The sequence below is a fragment of the Providencia sp. PROV109 genome (assembly GCF_033681625.1).
Taxonomy (GTDB): domain Bacteria; phylum Pseudomonadota; class Gammaproteobacteria; order Enterobacterales; family Enterobacteriaceae; genus Providencia; species Providencia hangzhouensis.
Genome location: NZ_CP096320.1, coordinates 1,652,557 through 1,665,415, shown reverse-complemented (window position 1 = coordinate 1,665,415; position 12,859 = coordinate 1,652,557). Strand labels below are relative to the sequence as shown.

General features: G+C 40.3%; 10 protein-coding genes. 6 read left to right on the top strand and 4 right to left on the bottom strand.

Going from position 1 to position 12,859, the window contains the following annotated elements:
• Nucleotides 1-91 precede the first annotated feature (91 nt).
• On the top strand, nucleotides 92-1,846 hold the full coding sequence (gene ycaO, locus M1F25_RS07615; RefSeq protein WP_181489552.1) for a 30S ribosomal protein S12 methylthiotransferase accessory factor YcaO: 1,755 nt from the start codon (nucleotides 92-94) through the stop codon (nucleotides 1,844-1,846).
• A 67-nt stretch (nucleotides 1,847-1,913) separates the two neighbouring features.
• Here the strand turns inward: ycaO and M1F25_RS07610 are convergent, their stop codons facing one another.
• From M1F25_RS07610 to M1F25_RS07600, 3 genes are read right to left on the bottom strand one after another with little or no spacing between them, the layout of a single operon-like run.
• Nucleotides 1,914-3,509: a UxaA family hydrolase gene (locus M1F25_RS07610; RefSeq protein ID WP_181489551.1), complete on the bottom strand. Its 1,596-nt coding sequence runs from the start codon at nucleotides 3,507-3,509 to the stop codon at nucleotides 1,914-1,916.
• A 24-nt stretch (nucleotides 3,510-3,533) separates the two neighbouring features.
• Nucleotides 3,534-4,847, bottom strand: coding sequence for an MFS transporter (locus M1F25_RS07605; protein WP_181489550.1), 1,314 nt, complete (start codon nucleotides 4,845-4,847; stop codon nucleotides 3,534-3,536).
• Nucleotides 4,848-4,898: 51 nt separating this feature from the next.
• Nucleotides 4,899-5,792, bottom strand: a complete 894-nt coding sequence (locus M1F25_RS07600) for a dihydrodipicolinate synthase family protein (RefSeq protein ID WP_181489549.1) — start codon at nucleotides 5,790-5,792, stop codon at nucleotides 4,899-4,901.
• A gap of 345 nt (nucleotides 5,793-6,137) precedes the next feature.
• On the opposite strand from M1F25_RS07600, the gene M1F25_RS07595 reads away from it, so the two are divergent.
• From M1F25_RS07595 to pflA, 4 genes are all read left to right on the top strand, one after another.
• Nucleotides 6,138-6,911: an IclR family transcriptional regulator gene (locus M1F25_RS07595; protein ID WP_094960677.1), complete on the top strand. Its 774-nt coding sequence runs from the start codon at nucleotides 6,138-6,140 to the stop codon at nucleotides 6,909-6,911.
• Nucleotides 6,912-7,373: 462 nt separating this feature from the next.
• Nucleotides 7,374-8,231 carry a formate transporter FocA gene (gene focA, locus M1F25_RS07590; RefSeq protein WP_004256299.1) on the top strand — a complete coding sequence of 286 codons (858 nt, stop codon included), beginning with the start codon at nucleotides 7,374-7,376 and terminating at the stop codon, nucleotides 8,229-8,231.
• Between the two features lie 70 nt (nucleotides 8,232-8,301).
• Nucleotides 8,302-10,584, top strand: coding sequence for a formate C-acetyltransferase (gene pflB / locus M1F25_RS07585; protein ID WP_004256301.1), 2,283 nt, complete (start codon nucleotides 8,302-8,304; stop codon nucleotides 10,582-10,584).
• Nucleotides 10,585-10,865: 281 nt separating this feature from the next.
• A complete protein-coding gene (gene pflA / locus M1F25_RS07580; protein WP_004256303.1) occupies nucleotides 10,866-11,663 on the top strand; it encodes a pyruvate formate lyase 1-activating protein in 798 nt (265 codons plus the stop codon).
• 47 nt (nucleotides 11,664-11,710) lie between these two features.
• Here pflA and M1F25_RS07575 read toward each other — a convergent pair whose 3' ends face one another.
• Nucleotides 11,711-12,133, bottom strand: coding sequence for a DUF2000 domain-containing protein (locus M1F25_RS07575; RefSeq protein ID WP_004256305.1), 423 nt, complete (start codon nucleotides 12,131-12,133; stop codon nucleotides 11,711-11,713).
• Nucleotides 12,134-12,282: 149 nt separating this feature from the next.
• Between M1F25_RS07575 and M1F25_RS07570 the strand changes: the two genes are divergently transcribed.
• Nucleotides 12,283-12,750 carry an Lrp/AsnC family transcriptional regulator gene (locus M1F25_RS07570; RefSeq protein WP_004256307.1) on the top strand — a complete coding sequence of 156 codons (468 nt, stop codon included), beginning with the start codon at nucleotides 12,283-12,285 and terminating at the stop codon, nucleotides 12,748-12,750.
• Nucleotides 12,751-12,859 lie beyond the last annotated feature (109 nt).

Sequence of the window (12,859 nt, the reverse complement as noted above, 5' to 3'; positions counted from 1 at the left end):
ATTTATCTGTGAATAAATAAAAAGCGTGAGGCTTGCGACAAAAATCCGTATCATAAGCCGTTTGAAACACTCTATTCACAAGTGACTGACAATGAGCCAAACTTTTATTCCCGGCAAAGATGCCGCTCTTGAAGATTCTATCGATGCATTTCAAACCAAATTAAAGAAATTAGGGTTTGATATTGAAGAAGCCTCTTGGTTAAACCCTGTACCCAACGTTTGGTCTGTACATATCCGCGATAAAGCGTGTCCCCTTTGCTTTACTAATGGTAAAGGAGCGAGCAAAAAAGCCGCATTAGCCTCAGCGCTTGGTGAGTATTTTGAGCGTTTATCAACGAATTACTTCTTTGCGGACTTTTACCTTGGTAAATCTATCGCTGAAGGGGATTTTGTTCATTACCCTAATGAAAAATGGTTTCCACTAACCGAAGATGATAGTTTACCTGAAGGGTTATTAGACAATTGTTTGATTAAATTTTATGACCCCGATAACGCCTTAGCCGCCAGCCAATTAATTGACTTACAATCCGGCAATGAAGAACGTGGTATCTGCGCCCTGCCATTTACCCGCCAATCAGACAATCAAACCGTATATATTCCAATGAATATCGTTGGCAACCTATATGTTTCCAACGGAATGTCTGCGGGAAATACCGCCAACGAAGCGCGTGTACAAGGCCTTTCCGAAGTCTTTGAACGCTTTGTTAAAAATAAAATCATTGCTGAAAGTATTAGCTTACCGGCTATCCCTGCTGACGTCATGGCTCGTTATCCTGCGGTAGTTGAAGCCGTTGAAACCTTAGAAAAAGAAGGTTTTCCAATTTTCTGTTATGACGCATCACTAGGCGGCCAATACCCTGTAATTTGTGTGGTTTTGTTCAATCCACAGAACGGGACTTGTTTTGCCTCATTTGGTGCTCATCCTGACTTTGGTGTTGCCCTTGAACGTACAGTCACCGAATTGCTACAAGGCCGTGGCTTAAAAGACCTCGATGTATTTAATGCACCGACCTTTGATGACGAAGAAGTGGCTGAACACACAAACCTTGAAACTCACTTTATTGATTCAAGCGGTTTAATTAGCTGGGATTTATTTAAAGATGATGCCGATTATGCCTTTGCAGATTGGAGCTTTAAAGGCACAACTCAAGAAGAATTTGCAACGCTTATTAGTATTTTCAATACATTAGATGCTGAAGTCTATATTGCAGATTATAACCATTTGGGTGTCTACGCTTGCCGTATTTTAGTCCCAGGTATGTCTGATATTTACCCAGTAGAAGACTTACATATCGCCAATAACGCGATGGGCGCTTATTTACGTGACACGATTATCAACCTACCTGATAGCCAATGGGAAAAACAAGATTATCTTGCACTTATCGAGCAATTAGATGATGACGGTTTAGATGATTTTACCCGTGTTCGTGAATTACTTGGGTTGGCTGTAGGTAAAGACAATGGGTGGAGTAACCTGCGTATTGGCGAACTAAAATCCATGTTGGCACTGGCTGGTGGTGATCTCGAGCAAGCACTTGCTTGGGTTGAATGGACACAAGACTTCAATAGCTCGGTATTTACTGCTGAGCGTGCAAATTATTATCGTTGCTTGCAAACCCTGTTGTTGTTATCCCAAGAAGAAGAACGTGATCCTGCACAATACTACAACGCCTTTGTACGTATGTATGGTCAAGAGGCAGTAAATGCTGCATCAGCCGCTATCGCTGGGGAATCATGCTTCTATGGCTTGTGGTCTATTGACGAAGAACTTAAAGCACTTCCTGCGCATCAAGCCTTGCTGGCTGCTTATGAAAAGCTGCAAAAAGCAAAGCGTGATAATGCATAATGTGAATTAAATCGTTGACGGGGAACTTGCCCCGTCAACATTTTCACAATTTATTGGTTTATATTAATTATAAATCCAATGAACGTTTCCATAATAAGAAATCAAACTGTTCTAATCGGTCCGCTTGAACCTGATAGTCACCGCTTGCCGTTTCAATCACCCGTTCAAATAACCCTTTACTAATTGTTGGTAGTGGAACCCCATCAATAATTGGCCCGCAATCATAATCAATTATGTCTGACAGACGCTCTGCAATGGCACTATTAGTCGATATTTTTAAAACTGGCACAATCGGGTTCCCTGTAGGAGTTCCAAGTCCTGTTGAAAAAATAACCACATTACACCCCGCAGCAACAAGGCCGGTAACCGCATCAACATCATTACCCGGCGTGCAAACTAATGATAACCCGCTGTCAGGCATAGGCTCCGCATAATCACACACCGCACTAATCGGCGACGTTCCGCCTTTTTTAGCCGCTCCAGTCGATTTAATTGCATCTGTTATTAGTCCATCTGCAATATTACCGGGGCTCGGGTTATCGGCAATCGTAGTATTAAAGAAATTCGCTGTCTTTTCATAACGCTCCATCAAGTCCAAGAATTTTTTCTTATCCTCAAAAGACACGCACCGTTTCACCATGTCCCCTTCTGCACCACACAATTCAGGGAATTCAGCTAAACCTGATGCGCCCCCCAAGGTCACTAACCAATCAGAAACTAGCCCCATCGCAGGATTACCCGAAATACCAGAAAAACCGTCAGAAGCGCCACATTTCACACCGAGTTTTAAATGAGACAACGGAACATCCACACGGGACTGTGGTTCGACAGCCTTCATGCACTCATAAGTTTGCTTCAAAGCGGTTTGCATCATTTCTTCTTCGCTATTCCATTCTTGCTGGCGGAAGTAAAGTGCAGGCTTATTAAAATTGGAGTTTCGAGCAGCAAGTGACTCTTTAAACATTTTGCGCTGTGCTTTTTCGCAGCCCAAACTAAACACCGTAATACCAATCACATTAGGGTGATCTGCATAGGCAGCAAGCACATCACACATTGTCTTACTGTCAGAAGTCGCCCCACCACAACCACTCGTGACCGTAATGCAACGCACACCTTCTATATGTGGGAATAATTTAGGTTTTGCGCCTTCCCTTTGCTCGCCTGCGGTTAAATCTAACGCAAAGTTTTTCAAACTATTATTGGTATAACCTAATGCCTCATTTAAGGCATCAGTGAGCTTTGTTACATTGCGGTTTTCACAAAATACTAATGGAAAGATTAACCAATAGTTTGCAGTTCCCACTCGCCCATCTTCACGTATATAGCCTTTAAATGTACGTCCTTGATATGCCGATACATCTGGCGCATTCCACTCATATGGCGCATCTTGCTCTAAAGAAACCGGAGCTGCATAGTGGCGAATATTATCGACTGTGATAACTTCACCTTTTGCGATTGGCTTTGTGGCTTTTCCTACTGCAGTACCATACATCGAAACAATACCATCAACGGGTATCGCTTCCATGGCGAACTTGTGTTTTGCTTTCACATCGGTCACTAGGGTCACTTCTTCACTTCCCCAGTGGTAGATATCGCCTGCTTGCAGGTCTTTCAAAGCAACAATTAAGTTGTCGCTCTCATCAATTTTGAGAATTTTTTGCATGTCACACCTTCCTAAAAATTGTCATTAGTTAGATGACAATGCTTTGAGGTTGTTGTTATGAGTGTTTTTTTTAAGTAATGCGATTAAAACGGCACAACCGACGGTGATCACCGCTAATGTCACGATACCTGCGGTATTGCTATTCATCATTTTATCGACTTCCACGCGAATGATTGGTGCGAGGAATGAACAGAATGCCCCCATGGTGGTACAGAAACCAATTCCTGCTGCTAATGCAGGACCACTTAATAACTGAGGTGGAAACGTCCAAAACACCGGTTGAACGGATAAAAAACCAACAGCGCTTAAACATAACGCCGCAATAGCAAAAACAGGGCTCGCAAATGCTGACAATGCCAAACCTAATGCTGCGGCTAACATACACAGAACTGAGATTTCGATACGACGAGTTGGATGACGGTCGGCAAAACGAGGAATGTAATACACTCCAAATGCAGAACAAGCCCAAGGTATTGCCGCAACTAAGGATTGTTTAAAACCTAAGCTTTCCCCCATTAAGGACGCAACTTGGGAAGGCAGAAAGAACATCAAACCGTATACTGAAATTTGGATCGTGCCGTAAATCAGTGCAAGGTGCCAAACTTTGATATTTTTTAGTGCAGATAATACTGATGTGGTTTCAGTTTTTGCATTTTCTTTAGCTAATTGTTCAGTTAGGGCTTTTTTCTCTTCTTCGGTTAAAAAACGGGCTTTTTCAGGGCTATCATCCAAATAAAAGAAGGCAAAAACACCAATCACAACAGCGGGAAGGCCTTCAATGACAAACATCCAGAACCAACCCGGCCGACCTAACCAACCATGCAATTCCAGTAACGCGCCAGATAATGGCGAGCCCAGAGTCAACGCCAAAGGTACGCCTAAAACAAAGATTCCAATTACAGACCCGCGTACATTATTGGGGAAATAAATGGAAGCTAATAATAGAATACCTGGATAAAAACCGGCTTCCCCCAACCCCAATAAGAAACGTAAAATAATAAATTGCGTCTCATTGGTGACAAAACCTGTCATTGCAGACAGAACGCCCCAGATAACTGTCGTAATACTTAGCCATTTTTGCGCCCCTATTTTGTTTAAAATCAGGTTTGCAGGGATGCCAAACAATGCATAAGCAGCAAAGAAAATCCCTGCGCCGAATGCAAAAGCAGAATCGGATAAACCAATGTCGACTTGCATCGCATCTTTAGCAAAACCGACATTCACACGGTCAATAAATGCAACAAAATACAAAATAAACATCAGAGGTACTAAACGTTTCCACGATTTGGCTATCGCAGAATTTAAAACAGGATTGTTATAAGCTTTCGTTGTCGCCATGATATTTTTCCCTGTTGGTAAGATGTTCTATTGTGTTTGATTCAGGAAAGGTCAGAGCGGTGAATCAGCAAGGGTTAATAACTGCTGAAGTTGCTCAATCTGTATATTGTTCAAGCCAATAAATGGCGCTGTACAATAGTCTGAATAAACCACACCTTTTAGCTGCAATGCTTTTTTAAAGGTTGGGATAAATGGTGCATTGACACCATATATAGCCATCAATTGGTCTACTCGTTGTTGGTGTTTTGCCACTAATGCTAAATCACCCTGGATAAACGCCTGCATCCACGATGCAAAAAACTGTGGAACAATATTTGAAAGCCCACCAATGCAACCATTTCCCCCCGATAAAACCACATGAGCAAAGTTATTATCGTAACCTGCATATACCTCAAAATGAGGTAAGCGGGTTTTCACCGTTTCAATCACTTGGGCGGTATGAGTCGTGTCAGGAATGGTATCTTTCAACCCGATGATATTGGGATATTTATCCGCTAAACGTAGGCAAACATCTGGAGAGACAGAATAACCTGTTCGTTCAGGGAAGTTATAAATGAAAATGTTAGCAGATGTTTTGGCTGCTATCGTGCTGTAAAAACGGAAAACACCTTCATCATCCAGCGGAAAATAATATGGGCTAATGATCATCACCCCATCGATTCCTTTTTCATATGCATAGTTAGCCAATTCAACCGACTCTTGCACATCAAGGCGGCTTGCTCCTGCATAAACACGCATTTCCTCCTTTGGGTAACGACCACATAGGTCGATTAGTGTTTTTGAGCTCTGCATATTAAGTGCAAAAAATTCCCCCGTGCTTCCCATTGTGACAAAACCGGAAACTTTGCCTTTCAATGAATCATAAACACGTATGTTTTGTTCTATATCCACCCGACCTTTGTCATCAAAGATGGTCACTACTGGAGTGATATAACGACTTTCCATACCGGTAATCTCCTTACCCATTAATGTTCATATATACAAACCGTATTCATAAATAAAAACAATAAACAAGAAATCATGAATTATGGATTGAGTCAAATTTATCCAATTTATATATAAATCTCACATAATTATTTGATTAAAAAGAATTTAAAGAAAAGAAATAGCAATTAGACTGGCTAAAAAATGATTTTTTTATTACTAAATTTTGAACAGAATCACGTCTTTATTGCGACTTGAGCCATTAACAGGTATGACCAATTTGAGATTAAACGTATTCCTGAGATGATTTACATAGTGGTATTTTAAACCTAAAATAGCGACAAAATTAATCAGTGAGGTGGTTTAATGTCTACGGGGCACATGCCGACAATTCGGGTATTAGAAATACTGCAAGTTTTATCGGCTGAAAATACTGGGCTTTCTTTGACACAACTTTCTGATAAAACACAAATCTTAAAGGGGACTATTTATCCTATCTTAAAAACGTTGGTTGAACATCGATATATTAATTATGATGACAATAGCCAGCTGTATTATTTAGGTATCGCCTGCTCACTCCTTTCCCGCTCATTTTTCGAAAAATCCTATTGGCTAAAAATGGTTCATCGGGAAATGGTACATATTGTTGATGAATGCAATGAAGTGTGTCAAATGGGGATTTTAGACGGTGCCGATGTACTATACATTGATAAAGTCCAATCAGCCCAAAAGGTCCAATTAATCTCTAATATTGGTACTCGTTTGCCTGCTATTTACTCGGCACTTGGTAAGGCCATGATTTTTAACTACAGTGACCAACAAATTTCCGAGCTTTATCCTTCAGGTTTTACCCCGTTAACCCAATACAGTGTGCAAACTTTGGCTGAACTGCGCCTACAGCTTAACGCAGTTCGTGAAAATAATTATGCCGTTGATAATAAAGAAATAAATGAAGAAACGACCTGCTATGCTGTTGCATTGCGTCAGCGGGATAAAATCATAGCTGCAATTAGTGTGTCTATCCCAACTTTCCGCATTGATGAATCCAAAGTGAACCAAGTCATCAAAACACTTTTAGCAAGTCGTGAACGTATTGAGCAAGAATTGAACACACTCGAAGATATTGAGTTTTATACCTAGCCATAACATTAAAAGCTGTTTGATTAGTTAACATATATCACTTTCATTTGTAGATTCATTTATACGAATCTTTTATTATTTACATTATTGTTAGATAAATATTGCAGAAATAAGGTTTGGTTAAGGAATATATATCGGAATCCCCCCGAATTAAATAGGGTATTATGCAAACATAAGTTAAATTATATGCCAAAAGGATCATATTCATCTTAAATAGTTAACATTTACGCGTATATTTTTACTTATTTTAATGCTCAAAACTGACTTTATAAAAATTTTTAATAAATTTTAAAAAATATTTATACCTTATATATCAACAAGATAGATTTAAATTTAACAATTTACTAACCATTTTCACCGCTCTCTCTAGAGAGTTCATGATCCATATCAAATTTATCAATTCACCCCTTTGTTACTATTATTGCGTGCTATAATTAATCAACTTTGTAAGAGAGTGTTGGTATGAAAGCTGACAACCCTTTTAATTTATTGCCACCTGCTGTAATGGCGCAAGTCGCAGATGATGCCTCTTTTTATAAGGCAAATAAACATCCTGCAATTACTTACTTGTCAGCATTCACTGCCGGTATTTTTATCTCTATCGCGTTTGTATTCTATATCACAGCAACAACCGGGGCAGCTGAAGCGCCTTATGGTTTCACTAAACTTATTGGCGGGATTTGTTTCTCCTTAGGTCTGATGTTAGTGGTTGTATGTGGCGCAGATCTTTTCACCTCCACCGTACTCACTATCGTCTCAAAAGCCACAGGAAGAATTACTTGGGGGCAAATGTTCCGTAACTGGTTTAATGTCTATATTGGTAACTTAATTGGTGCGTTATTCTTTGTTGCACTGATTTGGTTTGCAGGACAATACACCGCAGCCAATGGTCAATGGGGGTTAAATGTATTACAAACCACCAGCCATAAATTACACCATACCTTTATTGAAGCGGTTACATTAGGAATTTTAGCAAACTTAATGGTTTGCCTTGCGGTTTGGATGAGTTACTCCGGCCGTAGTTTAACTGATAAACTGGTCGTTCTAGTGTTACCTGTCGCGATGTTCGTAGCGAGCGGTTTTGAGCATAGTATCGCAAACATGTTCATGATCCCGTTAGGCATTATGATTAAAGAGTTCGCCCCCGCTGAATATTGGTCTCAAATAAATATGTCTCCTGACCAATTTTCACACCTAACGGTTGGTAACTTTATTACAGATAACTTAATTCCAGTCACTATCGGAAATATTATTGGCGGTGCGATTTTAGTCGGCCTCATTTATTGGTTTATGCATTTACGTAGTGGCCAAAAACATTAATAGCCACTGACACACACGAAAAGATTTATTAAGATCCCTAAAAGATCCATTGTTAAAAGGTAAAAGTATCATGTCCGAGTTAAATGAAAAATTCGCTTTAGCATGGCAAGGTTTTAACCAAGGTGACTGGCAGAATAACGTCAACGTACGTGACTTCATCCAGAAAAACTACACTCCATATGAAGGTGATGAATCTTTCTTAGCAGGCTCTACTCCAGCAACTGACACGTTGTGGGATAAAGTCATGGAAGGGATCAAAATCGAAAACCGCACTCATGCGCCAGTTGATTTTGACACTGATGTCGCTTCAACCATCACTTCTCATGATGCAGGTTACATTACTAAAGAATTAGAAAAAGTCGTTGGCTTGCAAACTGACGCACCTCTGAAACGTGGTCTTATCCCATTCGGTGGTATCAAAATGGTTGAAGGCTCATGCAAAGCTTACGACCGTACTTTAGATCCAGAAATCAAAAAAATCTTCACTGAATACCGTAAAACTCACAACCAAGGTGTTTTCGACGTTTACACGCCAGACATCTTAAAATGCCGTAAATCAGGTATCTTAACTGGTCTACCTGATGCATATGGTCGTGGTCGTATCATCGGTGACTACCGTCGTGTTGCACTGTACGGTATTGATTTCCTGATGAAAGACAAATTTAACCAATTCACCTCTTTGCAAGAAAGATTAGAAAAAGGTGAAGACCTACAAATGACTATCCAACTGCGCGAAGAAATTGCTGAACAGCACCGTGCATTGGGTCAAATGAAAGAAATGGCTGCAAAATACGGTTACGATATTTCTGCACCAGCAACAAACGCACAAGAAGCAGTACAGTGGACTTACTTCGGTTACTTAGCCGCTGTTAAATCACAAAACGGTGCTGCAATGTCATTTGGTCGTGTTTCTACCTTCTTAGACGTGTATATCCAACGTGACTTAGAAGCAGGTAAAATCACCGAACAACAAGCGCAAGAATTGATTGACCACTTAGTCATGAAACTGCGTATGGTACGTTTCTTACGTACTCCTGAATACGATGAGCTGTTCTCTGGTGACCCAATCTGGGCAACTGAATCATTAGCAGGTATGGGCCTTGATGGCCGTACTCTGGTAACGAAAAGCACATTCCGTTTCCTGAACACACTGTATACCATGGGCCCATCTCCTGAGCCAAACATGACTATCCTGTGGTCAGAAAAACTGCCAATGAATTTCAAAAAATTCGCAGCTAAAGTGTCTATCGATACCTCATCAGTTCAGTATGAAAATGATGACCTGATGCGTCCAGACTTCAATAACGATGACTACGCAATTGCATGTTGCGTCAGCCCAATGATTGTTGGTAAACAAATGCAGTTCTTCGGTGCTCGCGCAAACTTAGCGAAAACCATGCTGTATACCATCAACGGTGGTGTTGATGAAAAACTGAAAATGCAAGTTGGTCCTAAACATGCACCAATCATGGACGAAGTCTTAGATTTCGATACTGTGATGAACCAAATGGACCACTTCATGGATTGGTTAGCAACTCAGTACGTCACTGCACTGAACTGCATCCACTTCATGCACGATAAATACAGCTATGAAGCTTCGCTGATGGCGTTACATGACCGTGATGTTTATCGCACCATGGCTTGTGGTATTGCGGGTCTATCTGTTGCTGCTGACTCACTGTCTGCAATCAAATATGCGAAAGTTAAACCAATTCGTGATGAAGACGGTATCGCTATCGACTTCGAAATCGAAGGTGAATATCCACAATTTGGTAACAACGACTCTCGTGTAGATGATATCGCGTGTGACTTAGTTGAACGTTTCATGAAGAAAATTCAGAAACTGCCTACTTACCGTAACGCGGTACCAACTCAGTCAATTCTGACCATCACATCTAACGTTGTGTATGGTAAGAAAACAGGTAATACACCAGATGGCCGTCGTGCAGGTGCACCATTCGGACCAGGTGCAAACCCAATGCACGGTCGTGACCAAAAAGGTGCGGTAGCTTCACTGACTTCTGTTGCTAAACTGCCATTTGCTTACGCGAAAGATGGTATTTCTTATACTTTCTCTATCGTACCAAATGCGTTAGGTAAAGATGATGATGTTCGTAAAACGAACTTAGCGGGTCTGATGGATGGTTACTTCCACCACGAAGCGTCTATCGAAGGCGGCCAGCACCTGAACGTTAACGTTATGAACCGTGAAATGCTGTTAGATGCAATGGAAAACCCAGAGAAGTACCCACAACTGACTATCCGTGTATCTGGTTATGCTGTACGTTTCAACTCACTGACTAAAGAACAACAGCAAGACGTTATTACTCGTACTTTCACCAGTACAATGTAATAATTAGCTTATTAAAATAAAGTAAATTAAAGACCCCGCTTTACGGGGTCTGAGGTTGTTGACAAAGCGGGATAAAAGCGTGATTTTTCCCGCTTTGTGTTATCAGCCGAAAATCAATAAATTGATTTTCCTAGTTTATTTTCAAAACCTATTCGACTTGCCGCCAAACATAATATGTTTGTCAGCAGTCTGAGCCCCCTCAAGGGGGCTTTTTATCTATACCAGCAACGATATTTTTGCTCTAAAGTTTGCGGTATGAAGGATATTTTGGAGTGCCTGCTATGTCTATCGATGATACTAAAACCAAAACAATAGCAACGACTAATGTGACAGAAACCCCAACCACACTCGGCCGTATTCATTCGTTTGAATCATGCGGAACCGTTGATGGTCCTGGGATCCGTTTTATTGTGTTTTTCCAAGGCTGCTTAATGCGCTGCCTGTATTGCCATAACCGCGATACTTGGGATACCCACGGTGGCAATATTGTTACCGTTGAAGAATTAATGAAAGAAGCCGTAACCTATCGCCACTTTATGAATGCGACTGGCGGAGGTGTTACCGCCTCAGGCGGAGAAGCTATCTTACAAGCTGAATTTGTACGTGACTGGTTCCGTGCCTGTAAAAAAGAAAATATTCATACTTGCCTTGATACCAATGGATTCGTGCGCCGCTACGACCCAGTGATTGATGAACTGATGGATGTCACTGACTTAGTGATGTTAGATTTAAAGCAAATCGATGATGAAATTCATCAAAAATTAGTGGGTGTTTCTAACCATCGTACTTTGGAATTTGCTCGTTACCTTGCCAAACGCAACCAGAAAACTTGGGTACGCTATGTTGTCGTGCCGGGTTGGAGTGATGATGACCATTCAGTACATTTACTGGGCGAATTTACCAAAGATATGAGCAATATCGAAAAAATCGAATTACTGCCCTACCACGAACTCGGTAAACACAAATGGGAAACCATGGGTGAAGAATACAAACTAGATGGCGTTAGACCACCATCAAAAGAAGTGATGGAACGAGTTAAAAGTATTCTAGAAAGTTATGGTCACAAAGTAATGTACTAACCAATTTGAGGCTCTTTATAGAGCCTCTGCTTTATCTGCCATTATTCCTATCTAAACAAAGGTAAGTGGCCAATAAGCTGCGTTACCGCCTTTTTATTTCCTACCAGCCCAATACCAGCTAACTGAATATTTTTATATTCGTGTTCTAATAATTTTTGCTGATACTCATCATAAGTCCGGCACGATTGTGCCAATAAGCTAAAAGGAATAATGTATATTTCATTTACCTTTAATGCAGCCACTTCAATCTCTTTAATATACTGCTCCGGTGATTTTAAAATCGGTAATGGCGCATAAATCACACCGGGGTAATTGATATTATCCGCACTGTTCAAATCTTCCCCTACTATATTGTTAACTTTATTTCCTAAACTCACGCCAATCACACTAGCGGCATTCATTGCCAACCCGTTAGATAAATCCTGATTAACGACGATAGCACAACGATGCTCAGCTGGATTAAATATCATTCCTGTCCCCTATGATTTTATGTGTATTTAATTTCCCAATAATTATGGCATTTAAAGAAAGAAATAGGCTTTCTAACTCAGTCATTACACGCTAAGATTTAGGTAAATTTATCCCATTTAAAGCATTTTTAAGATAGAGATTTTCATTTATGGCAATAGATAAGACAGAAATAAAAATACTAAAGTTACTACAAGATGATGCTCGAATAACTAACCAAGTGCTTGCCGAAAAAGTAGGCATGTCAGCCTCTCCCTGTTGGCGAAGGGTTAAAAAATTAGAAGAAGAAAATATTATTCAAGGATATCGCGCCATTCTCAATCGTAAAAAGATTGGCTTAGGTGTGATGGTTTTTGTTCGCGTCATTATTGATAGTGATAGCGAGGCTGAAGCACAAAAATTTGAACAAGAAGTGACTGAGCTAGAAAATGTCGTCGCTTGCTACAGTATTGGTGGTGATACTGACTTTTTATTACAGGTTGTATCCCATGATTTAGACTCCTATGCCGACTTTGCTATGACGGTTATTCGCCGGTTACCGGGAATCAAAGAAATGCAAAGTATGTTTGTACTTAAAGAAATTAAGCCGTTGGATGCTTACCCAATATCACTTATTTAGCTTTTAAATTAAATAAAATCTTACTTAATTATTATGAATCGTGATTATTTAATTGACGATTTTAACCTTGTTGATAGAACCAAAAAATAGCTTTTTTCACTAAATATAC